19 protein-coding genes are annotated in these 22080 nt (G+C 64.9%); 6 read left to right on the forward strand and 13 right to left on the reverse strand.

Annotation, left to right across the window (positions count from 1 at the left end):
• The coding region (locus tag CXR02_RS15230; protein ID WP_146072559.1) for an HNH endonuclease signature motif containing protein at window positions 1–836 on the forward strand (836 nt) is incomplete at its 5' end.
• 111 nt (window positions 837–947) lie between these two features.
• Here the strand turns inward: CXR02_RS15230 and CXR02_RS15235 are convergent.
• Window positions 948–3497, reverse strand: a complete 2550-nt coding sequence (locus CXR02_RS15235; RefSeq protein ID WP_104062759.1) for a Tex family protein — start codon at window positions 3495–3497, stop codon at window positions 948–950.
• Window positions 3498–3634: 137 nt separating this feature from the next.
• Between CXR02_RS15235 and CXR02_RS15240 the strand changes: the two genes are divergently transcribed.
• Complete coding sequence (locus tag CXR02_RS15240) at window positions 3635–3931, forward strand: hypothetical protein (protein ID WP_104062760.1); 297 nt, start codon at window positions 3635–3637, stop codon at window positions 3929–3931.
• Between the two features lie 219 nt (window positions 3932–4150).
• Here the strand turns inward: CXR02_RS15240 and CXR02_RS15245 are convergent, their stop codons facing one another.
• From CXR02_RS15245 to CXR02_RS15255, 3 genes are all read right to left on the reverse strand, one after another.
• Window positions 4151–5221 carry an alkene reductase gene (locus CXR02_RS15245; RefSeq protein WP_104062761.1) on the reverse strand — a complete coding sequence of 357 codons (1071 nt, stop codon included), beginning with the start codon at window positions 5219–5221 and terminating at the stop codon, window positions 4151–4153.
• A 155-nt stretch (window positions 5222–5376) separates the two neighbouring features.
• On the reverse strand, window positions 5377–6123 hold the full coding sequence (locus tag CXR02_RS23020; RefSeq protein ID WP_258061003.1) for a PKD domain-containing protein: 747 nt from the start codon (window positions 6121–6123) through the stop codon (window positions 5377–5379).
• Between the two features lie 212 nt (window positions 6124–6335).
• Window positions 6336–6983: a DUF6318 family protein gene (locus CXR02_RS15255; protein ID WP_104062762.1), complete on the reverse strand. Its 648-nt coding sequence runs from the start codon at window positions 6981–6983 to the stop codon at window positions 6336–6338.
• Between the two features lie 233 nt (window positions 6984–7216).
• On the opposite strand from CXR02_RS15255, the gene CXR02_RS15260 reads away from it, so the two are divergent.
• The 3 genes from CXR02_RS15260 (at window position 7217) to CXR02_RS15270 (ending at window position 8758) form a co-directional block, all read left to right on the forward strand.
• Window positions 7217–7651, forward strand: a complete 435-nt coding sequence (locus tag CXR02_RS15260; protein ID WP_104062763.1) for a pyridoxamine 5'-phosphate oxidase family protein — start codon at window positions 7217–7219, stop codon at window positions 7649–7651.
• A 19-nt stretch (window positions 7652–7670) separates the two neighbouring features.
• Window positions 7671–8099: a very short patch repair endonuclease gene (locus CXR02_RS15265; protein ID WP_104062764.1), complete on the forward strand. Its 429-nt coding sequence runs from the start codon at window positions 7671–7673 to the stop codon at window positions 8097–8099.
• Between the two features lie 248 nt (window positions 8100–8347).
• Window positions 8348–8758: an Hpt domain-containing protein gene (locus CXR02_RS15270; protein ID WP_104062765.1), complete on the forward strand. Its 411-nt coding sequence runs from the start codon at window positions 8348–8350 to the stop codon at window positions 8756–8758.
• On the opposite strand, the gene CXR02_RS15275 is transcribed toward CXR02_RS15270, so the two are convergent.
• Window positions 8731–9501, reverse strand: coding sequence for a response regulator transcription factor (locus CXR02_RS15275; RefSeq protein WP_181037253.1), 771 nt, complete (start codon window positions 9499–9501; stop codon window positions 8731–8733). The genes CXR02_RS15270 and CXR02_RS15275 overlap by 28 nt on opposite strands.
• 117 nt (window positions 9502–9618) lie before the next feature.
• On the opposite strand from CXR02_RS15275, the gene CXR02_RS15280 reads away from it, so the two are divergent.
• A complete protein-coding gene (locus tag CXR02_RS15280) occupies window positions 9619–11274 on the forward strand; it encodes a cell wall metabolism sensor histidine kinase WalK (protein WP_104062767.1) in 1656 nt (551 codons plus the stop codon).
• Between the two features lie 9 nt (window positions 11275–11283).
• Here CXR02_RS15280 and CXR02_RS15285 read toward each other — a convergent pair whose 3' ends face one another.
• The 8 genes from CXR02_RS15285 to CXR02_RS15320 all read right to left on the reverse strand — a co-directional run bounded on the left by CXR02_RS15285 (window position 11284) and on the right by CXR02_RS15320 (window position 22074).
• On the reverse strand, window positions 11284–12576 hold the full coding sequence (locus tag CXR02_RS15285; RefSeq protein WP_258061004.1) for an McrC family protein: 1293 nt from the start codon (window positions 12574–12576) through the stop codon (window positions 11284–11286).
• Between the two features lie 73 nt (window positions 12577–12649).
• On the reverse strand, window positions 12650–14896 hold the full coding sequence (locus CXR02_RS15290) for an McrB family protein (RefSeq protein WP_104062768.1): 2247 nt from the start codon (window positions 14894–14896) through the stop codon (window positions 12650–12652).
• A gap of 71 nt (window positions 14897–14967) precedes the next feature.
• Entirely contained in the window at window positions 14968–15219 is a 252-nt protein-coding gene (locus tag CXR02_RS15295; protein WP_104062769.1) for a PLDc N-terminal domain-containing protein, read from the reverse strand.
• A gap of 102 nt (window positions 15220–15321) precedes the next feature.
• A complete protein-coding gene (locus tag CXR02_RS15300; protein ID WP_104062770.1) occupies window positions 15322–15738 on the reverse strand; it encodes a thioesterase family protein in 417 nt (138 codons plus the stop codon).
• Window positions 15739–15827: 89 nt separating this feature from the next.
• Complete coding sequence (locus CXR02_RS15305) at window positions 15828–17759, reverse strand: ABC transporter ATP-binding protein (protein WP_104062771.1); 1932 nt, start codon at window positions 17757–17759, stop codon at window positions 15828–15830.
• 191 nt (window positions 17760–17950) lie between these two features.
• Entirely contained in the window at window positions 17951–19684 is a 1734-nt protein-coding gene (locus tag CXR02_RS15310) for an ABC transporter ATP-binding protein (RefSeq protein ID WP_104062772.1), read from the reverse strand.
• Window positions 19685–19934: 250 nt separating this feature from the next.
• The gene (locus tag CXR02_RS15315; protein ID WP_104062773.1) at window positions 19935–21566 is read right to left on the reverse strand and encodes an MFS transporter; all 1632 of its coding nucleotides are present in this window, start codon (window positions 21564–21566) and stop codon (window positions 19935–19937) included.
• 1 nt (window position 21567) lies between these two features.
• Entirely contained in the window at window positions 21568–22074 is a 507-nt protein-coding gene (locus CXR02_RS15320) for a MarR family winged helix-turn-helix transcriptional regulator (protein WP_104062774.1), read from the reverse strand.
• Window positions 22075–22080 lie beyond the last annotated feature (6 nt).

Below are 22080 nucleotides of genomic sequence, written 5' to 3' on the forward strand. Positions count from 1 at the left end.
ACGGCATGGCCTGGCTCTCCGCCTACCTCCCGGCGGACACCGCCGCGGGGATCTGGAACCGGACCACCTCTGCGGCCCGTGCCCTCCAAGGGCCTCATGAGGACCGGAACCTCAGCCAGCTCCGCGCTGACACCGTCGCCACCTGGCTCCTCGGCAACAACATCGCCGGCGCCGGAACCGGCGTTATGACGAACGTGACCGGCGGCAGCGGCGAACCGGGCATGGCAGTGGGCGGCGGTATTCCGTCACCGCGGGCGCAGGTGTTGATCACGGTCCCGGTCATGGCGCTGCTGGGCCTCACCGACGAACCGGCCATGTTGGATGGGTACGGCCCGATCCCGCCGTCCATGGCCCGGAAGCTCATCGTCGACGGCGCCGAGTCCTTCCACCGCGTCCTGATCGATCCCCGCGACGGCGCACCCCTTGAGATCGGGCGGACCAGCTACCGCGTGACCAAAGCCCAACGCCAATGGCTACGACTACGCGACGGAAAGTGCCCGTTCCCCGGCTGCAGCAACCACTCCCTGGACAACGAAGCAGACCACCTCCTCGCCTGGGCCCACGGCGGCCGTACCGGGATCAGTAACCTCGGCCAGCCATGCCGCAAGCACCACCGACTCAGACACACCACCGGTTGGAAACCCACCACCGCCACCAAGAATGAACCACCCGGCTGGATATCACCCACCGGACGGCACTACGCCAGCGAACACCCCGACTGGGAACCACCCCCCTGGCCAGACGACTTCCAGGCAATGGCCGACTATATGGCCAAATATCTGGCCGAACATCCGGAGCCAGCGATCCCCGGACCGAGTCCTGTCCGAACACCATGAGCTGGACCGTGACCTCGCTATTCGCCAGCCGTTGCCGGACGACCAACTCCCACGGCCAACATGGCCGCTGACTGAGCGAGCTACTCCGAGTGGGCGCCAATCAGCACGTGTCTATTTGCCGAGGCCAGCCTTGCGGAGGGCCTCTGCCATGGCGGTGTTTACCGGCACTGGCTTCGGTGCCTGCGGCCGGCCGCCGGACGACTTCGGATCGGGCTTCGAAGTCGATGCGTTGTTTCCCTGGCGCGGCGCCCCGGATCCGCGCTGACCACCCGAGTCGCGTCCGTTCGAGTCTCGCCGCGCATCTGCCGGACGGCCCCCTGCTGGGCGTCCCCCAGCTGGCCGACCGCTTTCAGGCCGCCCCCCTTCCGAACGCCCGGCTTCCGAACGCCCACCCGCCGAACGCGTACTCTCCGAACGCCCGCCCTGCGCCCGCCCACCCGAAGGCGACGGCTCGTCGTCGAGCCTTAGCGTGAGCGAGATCCGTTTCCGCTCCGGATCGGCTTCCAGAACCTTCACGCGGACAACCTGCCCGGACTTCACCACCTCGCGGGGATCGGAAACAAAGCGGTTGGCCAGCGCCGACACATGAACCAGGCCGTCCTGGTGCACTCCGACGTCCACAAATGCGCCGAACGCGGCCACATTGGTGACGGTCCCCTCAAGCACCATGCCGGGCTTGAGGTCGGAGATCTTCTCGATGCCTTCGGAGAAGGTGGCCGCGGCAAAAGCGGGTCGGGGGTCGCGGCCTGGTTTGTCCAACTCCGCCAGGATGTCCTGGACCGTGGGCAAACCAAAGGTGCCGTCGACGAAAGCGCGCGGATCAAGTGACGACGCCGGCGCCGAGCCCGCAGCCACCAGGATTTTCCGGGCAATCGGATACGCCTCGGGGTGCACGCTCGACGCGTCCAGCGGCTCTGCTCCGCCGGTGATCCGCAGGAAGCCGGCGCACTGCTCAAACGCCTTCGCACCCAGGCGGGGCACCTTCTTGAGCTCGCTGCGCTTGGCAAACGGCCCGTGTTCGTTTCGGTACGCCACAATGTTTTCGCTCAGCAAAGGTCCGACGCCGGCCACGCGGCTCAGCAGCGCCGGCGAAGCAGTGTTCACGTCGACGCCAACCGCGTTCACGCAGTCCTCGACCACGGCATCCAGGCTGCGGTCCAGCTTCGACGCCGTGACGTCGTGCTGGTACTGCCCCACGCCGATGGACTTGGGATCGATCTTCACGAGTTCGGCCAGCGGATCCTGAAGTCGCCGCGCAATGGAAACGGCTCCGCGCAGGGACACATCCATGCCCGGCAGCTCCGCCGAGGCCAGCGCCGACGCGGAATACACCGACGCCCCGGCCTCGGAAACCACCAGTTTCTGCGGTTTCGTCTCCGCGGCTGGCAGCAGCTTGATCAGTTCCGCGGCAAGCTTGTCCGTCTCCCGGGACGCGGTTCCGTTGCCGATGGCCACCAGCTCCACGTTGTGCTTCCGGGCCAGCCGCACCAAGGTGGCGAGGGCCTCGTCCCACTTTCGGGCAGGCGCGTGCGGATACACCGTGTCGGTGGCAACCACCTTGCCAGTCCCGTCCACTACGGCAACTTTCACGCCGGTCCGCAGTCCCGGGTCCAGCCCAAGAGTGGCGCGGTTTCCGGCGGGTGCGGCCAGGAGGACGTCGCGGAGGTTGGCGGCGAACACCCGGACAGCCTCGTCTTCTGCGTCGGTGAACAGCCGTCCGCGGAGGTCGGCGGTCAGCCGGGCCAGCACGCGCGAGCGCCAGGCAAGCTGCGCGGTCTGGATCAGCCACGAATCGGCGGGACGGCCGCGGTCGGCGACCCCGAGGCACCTGGCAACGGCGGATTCGTAGCGGGAACGCGCGGCGGCCAGGGCGTCGTCGTCGTTCGGATCCGCCTCGGCGAGATCCAGCTCCAGGACGCCGTCCTTCTCACCGCGCAACAGCGCAAGCACACGGTGCGAGGGCATCCCGGTGGGCGCCTGGGCGAACTCAAAGTAATCGGCGAACTTCTGCCCATCGGCCTCCTTGCCCTTCTTCACCCGCGACACCATCCGCCCCTGCGTCCACAGCCGCTCGCGCAGGGTTGCGGCGAGATCCGGATCCTGCGCAACCCTCTCGACGAGGATGGAACGGGCGCCGGCGAGCGCGGCGGCCGCGTCATCAATGGAGTGTTCGGCGTTCAGGTACCTGGCAGCCTCGCGTTCCGGGTCCAGGTCGGGCCGCTTCAGCAGCGCATCGGCGAGCGGCTCCAACCCGGCTTCACGGGCGATCTGGGCCTTGGTGCGGCGCTTGGACTTGAACGGAAGGTAGATGTCCTCCAGCCGGGACTTGGTATCAGCGGCGAGGATCGCTGCCTGCAGCTCGGGGGTCAGCTGCCCCTGCGCGGCAATCGCTTCGAGGATAGTACGACGGCGGTCCTCAAGTTCGCGGAGGTAGCGCAGGCGCTCGTCGAGCTCGCGCAGCTGCGTGTCATCCAGCGTCCCGGTGGCTTCCTTGCGGTACCGGGCGATGAACGGAACGGTGGACCCGCCGTCGAGCAGGTCCACTGCAGCCTTGACCTGCCAGGTCTTCACGCCAAGCTCGGCGGCGATCTGGGCGTGGATGGCGCTGTCCGGAGTTGGGGCAGACGTGGGGGCGGACGGGACGTGCGGGAGTTGGGTCACCTGAACATTTTGCCCTACGGGCCTGGTCGTCTCCAGCGGCGCCCGGCCGGGCAGCCGGCCGGGGTATTCCGCTCCGGGCCGTGAAGTGCTGTAGTTGATATGCCGTCACAGGTAATCACTTCGAGGAAGAGGCCACCATGCGGGAACTGCTCATCGTCTTTCAGGAAGGATTCGACGAGGCCAACATCACCGTTATGGTCAACGGCAAGGAGGTCCGCCGCGATATGGGAGTGTCCACCAACCCGCTGCTGGGAGAAGCCTACGAAGCGTCCGTGGAGCTGCCCGCGAAAGGGGCGCAGGTGGGCGTGGAAGTCACCAACCGAGGCCTGAAAGCCATTACCAAAGTCAGCGGAAAGCCCAAAAGCCTGCTCGTCTCCATTCAGGACGACAAGCTGGTGATGCGCGAAGGGACGGGCCGGGAGGCATACCTGTAGCTATTTCTCTAGCAATAATCCAGTCGCTGGAGTATTCTGGGGTTACCGCTCAGCGCTTGTGAATCTGGGCGGGCCAATTTTGAAAAATGAGCCAAAACAGCCGTCGGATGGCTATTTGGCGCGGGCTGCCGGGACAGCACACCGAGCAGCCAACGACGGCGGCACCCAAGCCGGGTGCCGCCGTCGTCGTTAATCTCTGGCCAAGGCGAGCATTGACCGCTAAGCCGAATACGCGGGGTAATCCGTGTAGCCTACGGAGCCCTCTGCGTAGAACGTGGACGCGTCCGGTTCGTTCAGGGGGAGGCTTTCCTTCCAGCGCCGCGCGAGGTCCGGGTTGGCAATGGCGGGGCGTCCCACCACCACAGCGTCTGCATGACCGTCGGCCACCAGCGCGGTTGCTTCCTCCAGCGTGGTGATGGTGCCGAAGCCGGAGTTCACCAGGAACGTGCCGTTGAAGCGCGCCCGGAGATCCTGGACCAGCTCACTGGAGGGCTCGTGGTGCAGGATGCTGACGTAGGCGAGGTTGAGCGGCGCAATGCTGTCCACCAGCACCTCGTAGGTGGCGCGGACATCCGCCGCATCGGTCTCGGCGATGCCCTGGACGCTGTGCTCCGGCGAGATGCGGATGCCCACACGGTTAGAACCCACCGCGACCACCACGGCGTTGACCGTTTCGATCACAAAGCGGGCCCGCTTTTCCGGCGAACCGCCGTAACTGTCGTCGCGGACGTTGGAGTTCGGGGCAAGGAATTCGTGGAGAAGGTAGCCGTTGGCCGAGTGCAGCTCCACGCCGTCGAATCCCGCTTCAATGGCGTTAATCGAGCCGGTGACGATTTCCTGCATCACGACGGGCAGCTCACCGATGGTCAGCGCGTGCGGGACGGGGTACGGCTGCTTGCCGGACGGGGTGCGGACCTCGCCGTCGATGGCGACGGCGCTCGGACCCACGATGGTGTGGCCGCCGGTGATGTCCGCATGGGAAACCCGTCCGCCGTGCATGATCTGGGCGAAGATCCGGCCGCCTTCAGCGTGCACCGCGTCGGTGACCTTCTTCCAGGCTGCAATCTGCTCCGCGGTGACGAGACCAGGCTGCCCCGGGTAGGAGCGTCCGGCGGGGCTCGGGTAGATGCCTTCGCTGACAATGAGTCCCAGGGATGCGCGCTGCCGGTAGTGCTCCACGACCAGCGGACCCGGAACACCGTCCTCGCCTGAGCGGAGACGGGTTAGGGGTGCCATTACCAGGCGGTTGGGCAGTTCAAGCTCGCCAAGAGTCAAGGGGGAAAACAGCATGCGCAGTTCCTTTCGAGGTGAATTGGTACTGCTGTGCCCAACTGCCCGGCGCGTGCAAGTATTCCGGTTGAGGCGCGGATCACTCTCTGCGGGGGTGGCTTGTCTGGATTCCGGGCGCGGTTGCCGGCCGCCTCATAGGCGTCGTCTGGAGCTTCCTACCGGGACGATGCCACGCCGGGGCAACCTTGTCCCTGCGGGTTCTGGTTGCAGTCGTCGGCGTAGTTCCGGGTGATGGATCGCCAGACGCTGATGGACTGAGGCGGTGCGCTGAACTGGCCTTGGCCCGGTATGGGCAGCGGCGGTCCGTTGTTCACGGAATATGTGCCTTGGAAGGACGTAGTAAGGACGACTGGGAAGTCACCGGTGTCCGCATAGACGTGGCTCGTTCGGGTCTTCTCACCCCAGCGGTCCTGCGGCAGCGGCCCTCCCATGGAAGGCTGCGGACCGAAGACGGTTCCGTCGCCGTAATTCCAGGTGTACTGAACCGGCGTGGCGACAATATGCACCTGCTGTCCGAGCATCGTCACATCAAACTGTTGCTCGGAAGCGTCGGCGTAGAAGTTTGTCTCGGCCCCGCGGAGCGTGTTGGGGCTGGGCTGCGCGACCACGGCTCCGGCGTTGATAGGCAGGCTCTCGAACTGCCGCTGTATCTGGGCGGCAATGCGGGCCAGCAGGTCCTCCGGCCGAGCATCGTAGAGACAAGTGGGTCCCGAATGGTGGGACCATACAGGATTCGCGATGCCTCTGGGCGCGCTCAGCCAGACTACGGGAATGCCTTCCTCGTTGCCTTCCGGCCCGTTATGGCATTCAATCTGGTCGCGTATACACACTGAATCGAAGTCTCCACCACCGAGGTGGCACTGGAGTTCGTATTTGTATTGGTTGGGGTCTGTAGAGACCATCCCTGGAGGCGCTGGCACGATTCTCCCTGTATCAGGATCAACCATCACATTGTCGGCACCCACTCCTAGGCCCTTTTCTTCGAAGCCAACGACGATGGGCGGTGGTTTGGGTGGCGGCGTGGCAGTGCCGTGAGGCGAAATTGCCGACGTGAGGGCAACAGAGAATGTCGTTAGGAGCAAGCACGCCCGAGTCAGAAAGGCAGTGGACATGACTAGCGAATCAGGCTTAGATCAGTCAGGACCCAACCGCTATCACCGAAGGTTGCCGTGGCTAAACTCGCCCTGTTCGTTGCCTTCGTGGGATCTTGATAAAGCCCACCGTCGGACATGCGAATTTCGATCTGGGCCTGAATTACTTGAACAGTGGCCTGAGAGGGTGAACCTGGATTGAGGTTCGCGTCGATACTGGGGGTCTGAATGGTTCCTCCCGCCACCCAGCGGCCGTCACTCCAGGCCGCCGCCAGTCCATCCCGAAGACCCGTACAAAAGACGCAGTTCGGCCGGCTAATGCCTTCCAGCGGCTTGGTGTCACCGGTTTCATAGCCATAGCTCAACAGTTGAAACCAATAGCGAACGAACGCCTCGAGCCCCTCCTTCGTCTCCGTCTTCGCAACCTCCGGCAACACCGGCATCGGCACATTCTGAGCACGTCCGCTAGCCGAGGCGGGCACATAAGCAGGAGTCGGCGTCGGGGTCGGCGTTGCGCTTGGGCTTGCCGTCGAAGTCGGAGACGCGGACGTGGTGCCCCCAGGATCGCCACCCGAGTTGCAACCGGTCAACAGCAAAACGGAAGCGGCAACAGCAGCAACAAGGTGCAGGCGCGAACGCCGCGAAGTAGTGGAAGTGATGTGCGATGTCATGGGCAGCTAATCCCCCGATAGTTTCAAGACGCCTCGCTCCGAACAATGACCTTAAGGGTAGCCCAGGACACATTTGAGCGATGAAAGTTATCCACAGCCACCCGCCATCGGTTCTACCACCGCGAAGGACCAATAAAAAGTCACACGGACAATCGCCCTCCCAGCCCCCTGCAAACCGGATTCCCACGCGCAACCCCTAGAATTCTTCTACCGAACGTAGAAGAATAGGATTTATGATGTTTACGCACGCAGATGGCAACCCCGTTCTGGAACTCGACGACGAGCAGTCCTGGAAACTCCTGGAAGCTACCAGCCACGGCCGGCTGGTGGTTTCCGTTGCCGGCGAACCAGATATATTCCCCGTCAACTACCTCACCTCGGACCGGAAAATCTACCTCCGCACGGCACCAGGCAACAAGCTGGCGCAGCTCACCATCAATTCAAGGGTGCTGCTTGAAACGGACGGCATCCTCTCGGACGAAGCCTGGTCCGTGGTGCTGCGGGGAACGGCGCGCGTCCTCACCAGCTCAGCCGAGCTCGCTGCCGTCGAAGAGCTCGGCCTGAAATCTTGGGTGCCGACGCTGAAGGACTTCTACGTGGAGATCGTGCCCACGTCCGTCAGCGGCCGCCATTTCGAGCTGGGAGACCAGCCGGAGCGCGAAATCTAGGAGCTCCCAGGCTGGAATCATGGCGGACAGGCTCACTCCCGAGCAGCGCAGCTGGAACATGTCCCGCATCAGGGGCAAGAACACCAAGCCGGAGCTGCTGGTGCGCCGCCTCCTCCACTCCAAGGGCTACCGCTATCGCCTGCACGGCAGGGCCGGCCAAAGCCGCCTGCCCGGCCGCCCGGACCTCGTATTCGCCGGCCGGCGAAAGGTCATCTTCATCAACGGCTGCTTCTGGCACTTCCACGACTGCCGCGTAGGCCAGCACGCGCCCAAGGCGAATGCCGCCTTTTGGGAGGCCAAGCGCACGCGCACCAAAGACCGCGACGCCGACCAGCGCCAACAGTTAATGGCCGCCGGGTGGGAGGTGCTCACCGTGTGGGAGTGCGAGTTGAAGGACGGCTCCGCCCTCGAAGCCCACCTGGTGGAGTTCCTCGGCGCCAGCAAATAGCCCGGCAAGCCGGCGGCAGGCAAGAACGCCAGCCGGAACTTGAGTCAAACTTGAGCCTTTGCCGCCTCCCGAATTGATCGGCGCCCGCAAAGATGAACTCCTATGAAAAACCCGCAGTCTCCTCAGGAATCCCGCAGTCCTTTTCCCGATCGGCTGCATCCCCAAGTAACAGATTTACTCTGAAAGTGGACACAAAACCAGGTCATATCCCGCTATGGGGGCGGCAGGCACGAGCGGAAGGGACGGAAATGGCACCATCCGATGACGCAGGGCGCCCCTTGGTAGATCCCTCCGTACTTGACCGGCTGCGGGTCGAACTCGACGAGGACGAGGGCTATTGCAGCGTCTTCGTAGGGAACTTCATCGACTGCCTGCCACTCCGGATCGGCAAGCTGCGGCTGGCCTTGACCACCGGAGACCTGGATGGGGCCGTGGACGCGATCCTTAGCCTCAAAACATCGAGCCAGATGGTGGGCGCGGAACGGCTGGCGGGCCTGGCCATGGACCTTGAACGTTCAATCCGGGACGAGTCACCGAGTGCGGAACTTTCCGTTGCACTGCCGCAGCTTGCCGTCAACTACCTCCGGCCGATCAACCTGTGCAGCCGCCAGACCCTGCACAGGCTCCAGGCTCAGCGCCCGCCAGGCGCCAAACGGTAGCCCACGCCGCGGACCGTCTGCAGCCAGCGCGGTTGCTGCGGTGAATCACCGAGTTTCTTCCGGAGGTTGCCCATGTGCACCTCCACGGAACGTTCGTCCGCCTCGCTGATGTAACTTCCGACGTCGTAATCCTCGTCCCGGAGCCGACGCACCAAGTCCGATTTGGTCCGGACAGTCCGTCCCGCCTCGAGCAGGGCATACAGGAGTTCGAACTCGGTCCGGGTCAGGTTGAGCTCCTGGCCGTCCACGCTGACCGACCGTGAGGCGTAACTCAGCTCCAGCCCGTTGTGGTTGTAATGACCGTTTCCGCTGTCACTAACGGCGTCTGCCGTGCGATCAGAAACGGGAGCGCTCTCCCCCGCGTCCGGTACCGACCGGGGCCGGCGCATCATCGCCGCTATCCGCGCGCGGAGTTCGCGGGGGCGGAACGGCTTGGTGAGGTAGTCGTCTGCACCGGACTCGAGACCGATCAAAGTATCCAGTTCTTCAGCCCGTGCCGTGAGCATCACGATGTACGCATCCGAGAACTCGCGAATCTGGCGGGAGACCTCGAATCCGTCGATATCCGGCAACCCCAAATCGAGCGTTATGACGTCAGGTTTCAAGATCCTCGCAGCCTTAACCCCTTCAGAGCCGCTGCCAGCCACGGTGACGTCAAAACCCGCCTGCGTCAGGACCGCGCGGACCAACTCCCGGATATCCTGATCATCCTCGATGACCAGACCCACTCGTGCTTCACTCATACCAGCCCCTCAGCCCCCTCAGCCCCCTCTGCCAGCTTGACAACGTCAGAAGTATAGCCCGCTGCCGATATCCTGCTGGTATGCATTCCCCTATACTCCCACTTCAGGCCGCCGTTCATGAGTGAACCCGTAACGTGGGCCACGCGTCGCTTCAAGTTTTTCCGGCGGCCCTTCCATGAATACAGACTGACGGACAGGGTTGTCCTCAGCCAGACGCCGCTGTTCGTCACCTCCATCCTGACGGCATTGCTGATGTGGGCGTTTTTCCCGGGGACGATGGACAACCCGCTCTTCGTGGCCTTCCTCGTTTCCCAGCTGGCCATCATGGCTCTGGGTTACTTCGTGCCGTGGGACCGCCTGCCCTACACCAGCTTCCTGGTCATTCCGCTCCTGGACTTTGCCTCCATCGCCCTGGGCAGGGAGGGCGGGCAGGAGGGCCTGACCGGCATCGGTCTGTTGGCGGTTTTCCCCGTCATCTGGCTGTGCGCATCAGGCTTTTATCCGCGGGCCTCCCTGTGGTTGTCCTTCTTCGGGCCCCTAGCCATCATCTGGGTTCCGCTGCTGATTCGCGGGGATGTTTCGGGCCCCAGCTTGGCGAAATCCCTGCTCGTCCCCGTCATGATGCTGGGAATCGGCGTGTCAGTCAGTGTCCTGACCCTGAGCATGATGCGGCAGCAGCGCACCCTGGAGGAGAAGGACAAGCAGCTCCAGGCAAGCCTGCGCAGCACAAGGCAGCAGGAAGCCTTGCTCAACTCCGTTCTTGAAACTGTGCACCTGGGCGTCCTCGCCGTCGACGCTGACGGACACGACATCCTGATGAACCGGAAGCAGCGCGCCAACCACGAACTGGCCCGCCCGAAGGACATCGACGATCCGAACGAGTCCCAACTGCTGGTCTTCGCCGCAGACCGTACCACCCCAGTCCCGGTGGCGGAACGCCCCGTACGCCGGGCTGTCCTGGGCGAAACGTTCACCGACTACCTGGTCTGGCTGGGCGCCGGCAAGGAGCAGCGGGCCATCACCACCAGCGCCCGGGCCATGAAGGACCCCGACGGGACGTTCGCCGGCTCGGTGATCGTCTTCAGCGACGTGACCGACCTGGTGGACGCCCTGGCCGCCAAGGATGATTTCGTCGCCAGTGTCTCCCACGAGTTCAGGACTCCTCTGACCTCCATCCTGGGCTATGTGGAACTTCTCCTGGAAGACAATCCCGGCAACGACCAACTGGATCCACTGAACATCATCAAGCGCAATTCAGAAAGGCTTCTCACCTTGGTGTCCGATCTCCTGGCCACCAGGAACGGGCAACTGATCGTGACCCCCCACGCCGTGGACGTCGCGGAACTGGTGCGGGCCAGCGTGTCCGCCGCGATGCCCCGGGCTGACGCCTCCCGCGTGGCGCTGAAAGCCGATATACCAGCAAGGCTGGAGGCCCACGTGGACGGCCCCCGCATCTCCCAGGTGCTGGACAATCTTGTCTCGAACGCGATCAAATATTCGCCCGACGGCGGCAACGTCCTGGTGTCGTTGGAGCACGACGGCGGCCACGTCGCCTGCCGCGTCAGCGATACCGGCATGGGCATGAGCGCCGACGACCAGGCCCAGGTGTTCGCCAAGTTCTTCCGGACCAGCAACGTCCGCCGGACAGCCATTCCCGGCGTGGGCCTGGGCCTGCCCATCAGCAAGGCAATCGTGGAGGCCCACGGCGGAACCATCCAGGTGGAAAGCAAACTGGGCCAGGGCACCACCTTCACGTTCCGGGTGCCGGTTTAGCCTCCCGGCCTAGGCTGGGCCCACGCCCGCCGGGTTCCCTGGCCGAGCTTGCGAGGTTAGGGGGCGGGTGGGGACCACTTCGCCCCAGGACTGCCGCGCCAGGTCGCCCACAGCTGCCAGGATGTCCGACGGCGGCAGCGATAGATCCAGCGGAAACTCAACAATGTCGATGTCAGTGTTAAGGATCCGCCGCAGCTTCATCTCGCCCGCGCCTGCATAGACCAGCCAGGCGGTGGGCACGCCCAGGGCGGTGCAGTGGGCAAGCATCTGGTAGTGGTCGGCGGTCAGGGACGCGCCAAGGTCAGCGGCGGCCTTGTACTTCGTGTTGTAGGCCACTACCGGCCGGCCGCCCAAAAGGTGCACCGCATCCGGACGCACGGACAGCCTGTCGGAATCGTGGACAGCCTCGCTGAGGAGAGCGTTGTACTTCAGCCGCATTTCCCCCGGATACGCAGCCATCGCCTCGCGGAGCGCCGTGCCCACAAAATCCTCGAACACCTGGGCCATGTCCACCACAAACGAAGCCGTCTGCTGCTTCCCCTCCCCAGCCTCCGCGGAGGCATTCCGCAGGATCAGCTCAGCGAGGCGCAGCACTGACTGGTAGCGGACGTTCATCCTGCTGGGGGTCCACGGCGGCAGGGGCGCGCCGGCTGGAAGGCGGGTGACGGCGTCGAGCTTTCCCTTCAGCTGACGCAGGCGGCTCAGCACTTCCGGCCGGACGCGTGGAACCTGTCCCATCCGCTCCAGCGCGGCCCGCAGGATCCGGTTTTCGGCGATGTCCTCAGTGAATTCGTCATAGGACACTTCCAGCGGCACCAGCATGCCGGGGCGGCGCGAGATCTGGTCGGAAATCCGGATGCGTCCCTTGACCGTGCGGAGGGACTCGTCAACGGTGAGGTAGCCCTGCAAGGCTCCTCGGCCAAGCGCACGCTCCGCCATTTGGGCGAGGGATTCGGCCAGCGCGCTCCAGAGTTCGCGGTCCTCGGTGGCCGCCACAGAATCGGCCCGGAAGCCCTGATTGCCGGCATAGCTGAGGAGGAACAGGAGCCTGCTCAGCCCCAGCCGGTCCTTGGGGCGCACATCCAGCTGCAGCGTGGCCGTGCGGACCGACCCCACCTTGCCAGCGGGCTCGATCCGGTACAAGCCCATGCCCATCGGGGACGCCTTGGCCAGCCCGCTGGCGTTCACGAAGGCCGCGCTGGCGGCATCCAGGCGTTCCACGGCGCCTTTGGACAGCTCGTCGAGGACCAGATGGCGAGCCGCCTGGCCGCGGCCGTGCAGCGCGGCACCGCTGTGCCCCACGCCACCCAACGCTGCGCCACCCTGAACGGCCCCTCCTGACGCGGCGCCGCCGTGCACCGGAGTGTGGGTCGGCTTAGCTGGTAACAAGGCGTCCCAGCAGCTGCTCCAGCCCGAACCGCTCCTCCAGCTGCGCCCGGGTCAGCTGGCCGTGGTAGTGCTCCTCAAGCAGCGGCATCAGCTCGTATTTCCAGATCCGGCGCAGCCCCGACGGAGTCTGGGCGGCCGTCTTCATGAAGTACGACGGGCCGATCATCAGGTCCCGGTCCCACTCGTCGATCGCCGCATTCAGGGCGTCCAGCAGCAGCGCCGGCGTGGTGTCCAGGTCCCGCGCCTGCAGGAACCGCAGCAGCGACCCCCTCACAGGCTCCGTCTGCGGGTGCAGCTCGATGAACGCGAACCGGCGCCGGATGGCGGCATCCATCATGGCGATGGACCGGTCCGCGGTGTTCATGGTGCCGATGATGTACAGGTTGTCGGGCAGCGTAAACGGCTCGTTGGGGCTGTACTGCAGGTAGATCCGGTCGTCACGGTATTCCAGCAGGAAGTACAGCTCGCCGAACACCTTGGCCAGGTTGGCGCGGTTCATTTCATCGATGATCAGGAAATAGGGCTTCTTTTCGTTCCCGGGCTTCGCGGCTTCCTCGGCCAGCCGGCGCAGCGGCCCCGCCACGAGCTTGAAGGCCACCTGGCCCTCGTCCGTCTTGTCCGGCCGGTAGCCCTCGAAAAAGTCCTCATACGCGTACGACGGGTGGAACTGCACCAGCTTCACCCGCTCGTCCGTGCTGTCCTGGGCCAGTTCCGCCGCGAGATGCTTGGCCAGGTACGTCTTGCCCGTTCCGGGCGGCCCGTACAGGACCAGCTGGCGGTTCTCCTCCAGCAGTTCCGCGATCTCCTGCAGCGGCTCCAGGTCCATGTGCAGCGAATCCGCGAAGTCGCGGTTCAGCGGGCGGAAGCCCTCCTGCACAGGGGGCACGACGGCGTCAGGCGCGTCGGCGTCGTCGTCCTCCGGTTCCGCCTCGGCCGGCACGAGCGCCTGGAGCGCCTGCACCACCCTGGTCACGTCAACAACGATCCCCGAGGTGGCCAGCTGGCGCTGGACGTGGCGGGGCAGGTCCGCGGTGGCGTGGCCGTCGTCGTCCAGCCAGCGCACCTTGCGCCGCAGGCGGCGGTTGTCATCGTTGTGCTCGGGCTCGCCCAGCACCACGCCCAGCCGCACGGTGCCGGCGTGCTGGAACAGCACCAGGTCGCCCGGCTTCATGACGGTGAGGAAGGCGAACACCGCCGTTTTGGTGTCCTCCCGCTCCACGTAGCCGAGATGCTTGTAGTCCTCGTCCACGGCGTGCTGGACCAGCCCCGCGGTCACGCCGGGGTCCAGGTGGCGGAGATGTTCGACGTCGAGCGTCACCTTCTCCTCGTCCTGCCACGCGGTGAGGAGGTCAGTGTTGTCGCTGTGGGTACGCAGCAGCCACGCGCGGCGGCCGGGGTCCCCCACTTTGCGCCACTGGCTGACCAGCTGGCGGGCGTACCAGTCGATGCGCTGGCCCGCCTGTTCATCCAGGTGCAGGCGGATCCGGTTAATGTCCGCGGTGATTTCCTCGTCGGAATCGCCCTTGGCCCCGCCCACCAGCGAGGCGAAGGCGTCGCGGATTTCCTGCCGCTCCACGTCCGCCACTACCGGCTCGAAGTAGCTGGGCCAGGCCAGGTACTCGATGCTGCGGCGGATGGCGGGCTGGTCCCCCGGGGTGCCCGCGGCGAGCTCGTGGAACTTGAGCGGGTCCTTCAGCGCCTTGGCGATGGCCGCCGGAACCTGCTGGTCCACATGCTGCACAAACCGGCAGAGCCACTTGAGGTGGTCCCAGATGGTCCAGTTGAATTCGGCGGTGCGGTCCCTGATCACGCCGTGGTCCGTCATCCCCTTGTAGAGTTCCTCGGGCAGCTCCAGCGGCGGCTCCGGCGCTGTCTCCAGCCAGGACGCGGCCTCCGCCACCCGGGCGCGCTTGACCTTCAGCGACTTGACCTCGTGCGCCAGGGGCAGTGACTGCAGGAAGAGCAGCTCCACGGCCAACTGCTTGGCCTCCCGGGAGGCGTCCTCGAGGTTCTGCCGGAGGTTGGTCATCATGGGCGCCTTGGCGTCCGCGGCTCCCCGGTCCAGGCGCTCCAGCAGCTCCGCCGCGGCCTCCGCTGTCCAGGTCAGGGTCTTCCCGTCCAGGGCCGACGGCTTGCCCTGCATGCCCGGACCCAGCACAAACCAGGCCGCGTCCTCGATCTCCTTTGAGACACCGAGGGCGCGGTGCATGGCAGTCTTGGGATTTGGGGTCATGGGTTCAAATTTACAGGCTCAAACTGGGTGCCTGCTCCGAAGACCCTGACGGTGTGCAGATCCGAGGCCTGCTACTTAACTGCCCCGAGCCCGGCTCCGGGCCGCTTGCGCCCCAGAATGAAGTAGCCCATCGGCCCAATGAAATTGATCAGGGCGGCCACCCGCCAGGCCGCCTTCGGCCCGTTGATTTGCGCCGCGGGACGCTTGGAGATGTCACGCTGGGCGGCCAGCATCAGCGCCACCTGCCCTATACCGATGACCACGAATCCCGTCCGTGCCGCCGGTGACATCTCTTTCCAGGTCTTTTTGTTTTTCTTGGCCATGGTCAACGCTCTCCTTAGTGGGTATTTCCAGTTTCCGGTGTGCGCCGTGCCTGCGCAACGGGTGTGCAGGCACGGCGCCGTACGGTTCAAAACGTGAACGGCTCAAACGGTGAACGGCGCCAGCCGCTCCTTCTGCTCCGGCGTCAGGCGCAGGACGCGGCCGGAAGCCTCGTCCACAAACGCCAGATGGCTGCTGGCCCGGACGCACTCCTCCCGGGTGATCGGGTCCTGCACCACGTAGTGGATGTCGAAGCTGGCGCCCTTCACCGCGCCGATCCACACCTGGACCACAGCCGGGACGTTGCGGTATTCCAACGTCCTGACGTAGCGGATCTTGTGGTCCACCACCAGCGCCAGGGTTCCCTCCGGAACGTCGTTGAAGAGCGACACTTCCGGTTCGATGCCGGGCAGGCCGGCACCCCGGGGAGGCCCGAACGCTGCGATACGGGCCTCCTCGAGCATCCTGACAATCTGGACGTTGTTGATGTGCCCGTAAGCGTCCATGTCGCCCCAGCGCATCGGGACCAGGACCTCGATGCGCCGGGACTCCGGAGTGCTTGGACCGCGGCCGGACGTGTTCTCAGACGCGTGGTCGGTACCCAGCGCGCTCAGCTGTGGACCGCCGTCGAATCGTCCACAACGGTTTCCTCAACATCGGAACCAGCGAACTGGGACATGTACAGCCGGTAGTAGGCACCCTCAGCCGCCAGCAGCGTCTTGTGGTTGCCCTGCTCCACGATCTTGCCGTTCTCCATCACCAGGATGGTGTCGGCGTCCCGGATGGTGGAGAGCCGGTGGGCGATCACAAAGCTGGTGCGGTCCGTCCGCAGCGCCGCCATGGCCTTCTGGACCAGCAGCTCGGTGCGGGTGTCCACGGAGCTGGTGGCCTCGTCCAGGATGAGCAGCGACGGGTTGGCCACAAATGCGCGGGCGATGGTGATGAGCTGCTTTTCACCGGCGCTGACGTTGTTGCCTTCTTCATCGATCACGGTGTCGTAGCCCTCCGGCAGGGCGCGCACAAAGCGGTCCACGAAGGTGGCCTTGGCGGCTGCCATGACCTGCTCCTCGGTGGCGTCCAGGTTGCCGTACCGGATGTTGTCGAAAATGGACCCGCCAAACAGCCACGCGTCCTGGAGCACCATGCCCACCTTGGACCGCAGCTCGGAGCGGCTCAGGTGCGTGACATCCACGCCGTCCAGGGTGATGGACCCGGAGTTGAGCTCGTAGAAGCGCATCACGAGGTTCACCAGGGTGGTTTTGCCGGCCCCCGTGGGACCCACGATTGCCACGGTGTGCCCCGGTTCCGCCGTGAAGGACAGGTTTTCGATCAGCGGCCTGTCCTCCGTGTAACTGAACGTGACGTCGTTGAACTCCACATGCCCGTCGGTCTTGGCCGGCAGGTGCTCGGTGGCGGTCTCGGAGTCCTGCTCATCGGCGTCGAGGAATTCAAAGACCCGCTCCGAGGACGCGACGCCGGACTGCAGCATGTTGGCCATGCCGGCCATCTGGCCCAGCGGCTGCGTGAACTCTCGCGAGTACTGGATGAACGCGGTGGCGTCGCCGAGGGACATCGAGCCGGAGGCCACCCGGAGGCCACCCACGACGGCGATGCCCACATAGCTGAGGTAGGAAACGAACTGCATGACGGGGAAGATCATGCCGGAGACGAACTGGGCTCCGAAGCTGGCCTTGTAGAGGGCTTCGTTCCGCTCTTCGAAGCGTTCCAGCATGTCAGCGTCACGGCCGAAGACCCGCACAAGGTCGTGCCCGGAGAAGGATTCCTCGATCTGGCCGTTCAGCTCCCCCGTGTTCTTCCATTGGGCGGCAAAGAGCTTCTGGCTGCGCGAGCCGATCATGCCGGCAGCCACGCCGGACAGCGGCAGCGCCACGAGGGCGATGAGGGCCAGCTGCCAGGAGACGATGAACATCATGATGACGATGCCGATGACCGTCAGCAGCGAGCTGATCAGCTGTGCGAACGCCTGCTGCAGCGCCTGCTGGACGTTGTCGACGTCGTTCGTCACCCGGGAGAGGACGTCGCCGCGCTGGCGGGTGTCGAAGTAGTTCAGCGGGAGCCGGTTCAACTTCTTTTCGGTGTCGTCCCGGAGCCGGCGGATCACCTTCATGACAATGCGGTTCAGCACGTAGCCCTGCAGCCAGAGGAAGATGTTGGCCACAAAGTACATCAGCAGCACGATGGCGATCAGGACCGAGAGTTTCTGGAAGTTGATCCCGGTGCCGGGAACCAGCTCCATCCGCGAGACCATGTCCGCGAAGTTATCCTGGCCCTGCTGCCGCAGGCCTTCCACGAACTGTTCCTTGCTGGCGCCAGCGGGGAGCTGTTTGCCCACTACGCCGCCGAAGATAACGTCCATGGCCTGGCCCAGGATCTTGGGGGCGATGACGTTCAGGACTACCGAGACCACCACCAGGGCCACCACCGCGTAGATGCCCACAGCTTCAGGCTTCAGAAGACCCAGCAACCTTTTGGCAGACGGCCAGAAGTGCTCGGCCTTCTTGGCGGGCATGCCGCCGAACATGTCGCCGTCGGCCTCGGAGGGCTTGTATTCCTCCTCGAAGAAATCGTCGTCCTCCAGGAGGTCTTCCGGAGTTACGGAATCCGGGTTCGTTTCGGTGGTCGAGCCTGTCGTTTCAGTGGTCGAGCCTGTCGTTTCGGTGGTCGAGCCTGTCGTTTCGGTGGTCGAGCCTGTCGAGACCTTCTTGGCGGCGCTCATGCCATTTCCTCCACGCTCAGCTGGGATTCAACAATTTCCTGGTAGGTGGGTGAGGTTTCCAGGAGTTCCTCATGCGTTCCGCGGTCCACGATCCGGCCGTTGTCCAGGACCAGGATCTGGTCTGCGTCGGTGATGGTGGAGATCCGTTGGGCCACGATGATGACCGTGGCGTCGGCGGTGGTCTGTTTCAGGGCGGCGCGAAGCCTGGCATCGGTTGCGACGTCCAGCGCCGAGAACGAATCGTCAAAGAGGTAGACCTTGGGTTTGGTGATCAACGCCCGGGCGATGCAGAGCCGCTGCCGCTGGCCGCCGGAGACGTTGGTGCCGCCCTGCGCGATGCGGGCGTTCAGTCCGTTCTTCTTCTCGCGGACAAAGCCCTCGCCCTGGGCGATCTGCAGCGCGTCCCAGAGTTCCTGGTCCGTGGCCTCGGTTTTGCCGAAGCGCAGGTTGTGCTCGATGGTGCCCGAGAAGAGGTATGGCCGCTGCGGGACCAGGGCCACGCGCTTGGTGATCTCGGCGCGGTCCAGGTTGCTGACGGAGACGCCGTCCAGGAGGACTTCGCCCTCGGCGATGTCGTACAGGCGCGGCAGCAGGGCCAGCAGCGAGGTTTTGCCTGCACCGGTGGAACCGATGATGGCAACGGTCTCCCCCGGTTTGGCGGTGAAGCTGATGTTGCTCAGCACCGGCGTCTCGGCACCGGGGTAGGCAAAGGTGACGTTCCGGTATTCCACTACCCCGGCCAGCGTGGCGGGAGTCTCAGGACGTTCGGGATCGTGAATGGAGGGTTCGACGTCGAGCACTTCACCGATGCGGTCCGCGCAGACGGAGGCGCGCGGGATCATCATGGCCATAAACGTGCCCATCATGACGGCGATCAGGATCTGGAGCAGGTACTGCAGGAAGGCGGTCAGGGCGCCCACCTGCATTTCGCCCGAATCCACGCGCTGGCCGCCGAACCACAGCACCGCGGCCGTGGACAGGTGCAGGATCATGCCGATGGCCGGGAACATCAGGACAAACAGGGCCCCGATTTTCAGGGAGACGTCCGTCAGGTCCTTGTTGGCAACGCCGAAACGCTCGGTTTCATAGGGTTCGCGGACAAAGGCGCGGACTACGCGGATGCCGATGATCTGCTCGCGAAGAACGGCGTTGATGCGGTCGATCTTCTTCTGCATGGAACGGAACAGGGGCATAAGCCGGACCACCAGGTAGCCCACCACCACGATCAGCACGGGCACGGAGACCCAGACCAGCCACGACAGGCTGATGTCCTCGCGCAGCGCCATGATGATGCCGCCGATGCACATGATGGGGGTGGCCACCATGAAATTCAGTCCCATCAGCACGAGCATCTGGACCTGCTGGACGTCGTTGGTGCCGCGGGTGATGAGGGTGGGGGCGCCGAACGTGTTCACGTCCTTGGCGGAGAAGCTGGTGACCTTGCGGAACACCCCTCGGCGCAGATCGCGGCCCACGGCCATGGCCGTTCTTGAGCCGTAGTAGACGCCGGCGATGGCAGTGCCCACCTGGACAATGGCCACCACCAGCATCACGGACCCGGTCCGCCAAATGAAATCCGTATCCCCGCGGGAAACGCCTTCGTCGATGATCTGGGCATTAAGGCTGGGAAGGTAGAGCGCTGCGATCGTGGACGCCAGTTGGAACACAACGACGGCCACGATGTATGGCATGTACGGTTTGGAGTAGCGCCGAATGAGGGTGAGAAGCATGCCCGTGAATCCTTAGGACGAGAGCGCGAAATGATGAGGATAAGTAGTAACAGACGGGGCTGACATTTCTCAGCCTACCCACTCTACGAAATCCGTTGCCCGGGCGAAACATCGACGGTAAAGATCATCCGATCGGCGTACTCCCCCACGCGGTTCCACGGCCACCCACCTGCGCGAACGGGCACTTGCGGTCCCGGATCGCGGGGGCCTCAAGTGTCCGTTCGCGCCTCTGTCAGTAGCCGTGCTGAGGTCAGCGGCTCGCGGAGGCGAGTTCCGGCGTCGTGCTTTCAGCTTTGGCGCTTTCTGCGGCGCTTTCCCCCGCGTCGGTCCCCGCCCCTGGCTGCGCCTCCGGCTGGATGTCAACGGTGCGCCGCAGCGGGCGCTCCTTGATGAACAGGACCGAGATCAGGGCTATCACCGCAACGCCGGCGGAGATCAAGAAGACCTCGGCGGTGGCGTCTCCGTAGGCGGCGCGCATGATCTCGCGGACCGGTGCGGGCATGTCAACGAGGTCCATGCTGGCTCCGGCCGACCCGCCCTCCACCGGGATGCCGGCCGCAGCCAGGCCTTGGGCGGCGAGTTCGCTGACCCGGCTGCTGAGGACGGCGCCGAGCACGGACACACCGATCGCGCCGCCCACCGAACGGAAGAAGGCCACAGACGCGCTGGCCGAGCCGATATCGGACGCCCGGACGGTGTTCTGCACCGCCAGGACCAGGTTCTGCATCAGCATGCCGAGGCCCACCCCGAGGATTGCCGTGAAGATCCCGGCCTGCCACAGTTCGGTGGTGTGGTCCATCGTGCCGGCCAGGCCGAGGCCGCCGATCAGCAGGATGGACCCGCCGATCAAGTAGCCCTTCCACTTGCCGGTGCGGCTGATGAGCAGACCGGAAACGACGGAGCCGGTCAGGTTGCCGGCGATCATCGGCAGCGTCAGGAGCCCGGCTTCGGTAGGCGTGGCGCCGCGGGCCACCTGGAAGTACTGGCCAAGGAAGGTGGTTGAACCGAACATCGCGATGCCCACGGCCACTGAGGCGATGACGGCCAACGCGGTGGTGCGTTCGGAGATGATCTTCAGCGGGATGATGGGCTGCTCCACCTTGGACTCCACCAGCACCAGCAGGGCCAACAAAACCACACCGCCACCCACCATGGCGGCCGACTGCCAGGAAACCCAGTCGTAGTAGGCAGGGTTTCCGGCGAAGGAAACCCAGATCAGGAGCAGGCTGACACCGGAGGTCAGCAGGATGGAGCCAAGCCCGTCGATCTTGACGTGGCGTTTGATGTGCTCGATTTTCAGGGTGATCTGGAGCAGGATAAGCGCGACGACGGCGAGCGGCACGCAGATGAAGAACGTCCAGCGCCAGCCCAGCGGGCTGTCCACGATGAATCCGCCGAGCAGCGGACCGCCGGCAGTGCCCACTGCCATCACTGCGCCCATGTAGCCGGAGTATTTGCCGCGGTCCCGGGGCGGGATCATGGTGCCAATGATGGCCTGCGCCAATGCAGTGAGCCCGCCCATGGCCACGCCCTGGATAACGCGGGCGGTGAGAAGCAGCGGGATGGTCTCGGAGAGTCCGGCCATGACCGAGCCGGCCACAAAGATGAGAATGCTCAGCTGGACCAGGAGCTTCTTGTTGAAGAGGTCGGACAGCTTGCCCCAGATTGGGGTGGTGACGGCGTTGGCCAGCAGCGCGGCGGTGATCACCCAGGCGAAGTCGGTCTGGGTGCCGTGCAGATCGGACATGATGGTGGGCAACGCGTTGGCCACGATGGTGCTGCTGAGGATGGCGGTGAAGAACGCCGCGAGGAGCCCGGTCAGGGCTTCCATAATCTGGCGGTGGGTCATCGCCAAGGGCGGCGCGGCGGGTTGGCTCGACATATCAGTGCTCCTGGAGGGTCTGGGTTGCGGCGGCTGGTGGCGCGGTTGAAAGTGCCGGGACTGCATGTGCCCGGGCTGAATGCTTGAGGGACTCCGAGAGTTTTGTCAGGATCCGTGCCGTGTCTTCGGCATCCTCCTGGCTCCAGTCGCTGAGGTAATCCTGCAGCGTGGCCGTGCGGCGCTCTTCGATCTTCCGGAGTCTGTCAGCGCCGGCCGGCGACAGGGCAACCAGCTGGGCGCGGCCGTCGTCGGGATCCTGCCGCCGGATGACGTAACCCTGCTCTTCAAGGTCCGCGATGTGGCGGCTGAGGACGGGGGCGCTGACGCCAAGCCGCTCCGCCAGCTGGGTGGCGCGGGATTCCCCCTCCCCCACGAACCTGAGCACGCCCTGCAGCGCAACCCCGGTGTCCTGTCCGCGGAAGCTCGCCGCGGCGACGCATCGGACCACCCGTTGGAGGTCGAAGATGCGGTAGACAAGGTCCGCTGCGGTGTCCGGGGCGACTGCCATGGTTGA

It is taken from the genome of Arthrobacter sp. 4R501 (assembly GCF_002929755.1).
Taxonomy (GTDB): Bacteria; Actinomycetota; Actinomycetes; order Actinomycetales; family Micrococcaceae; genus Arthrobacter.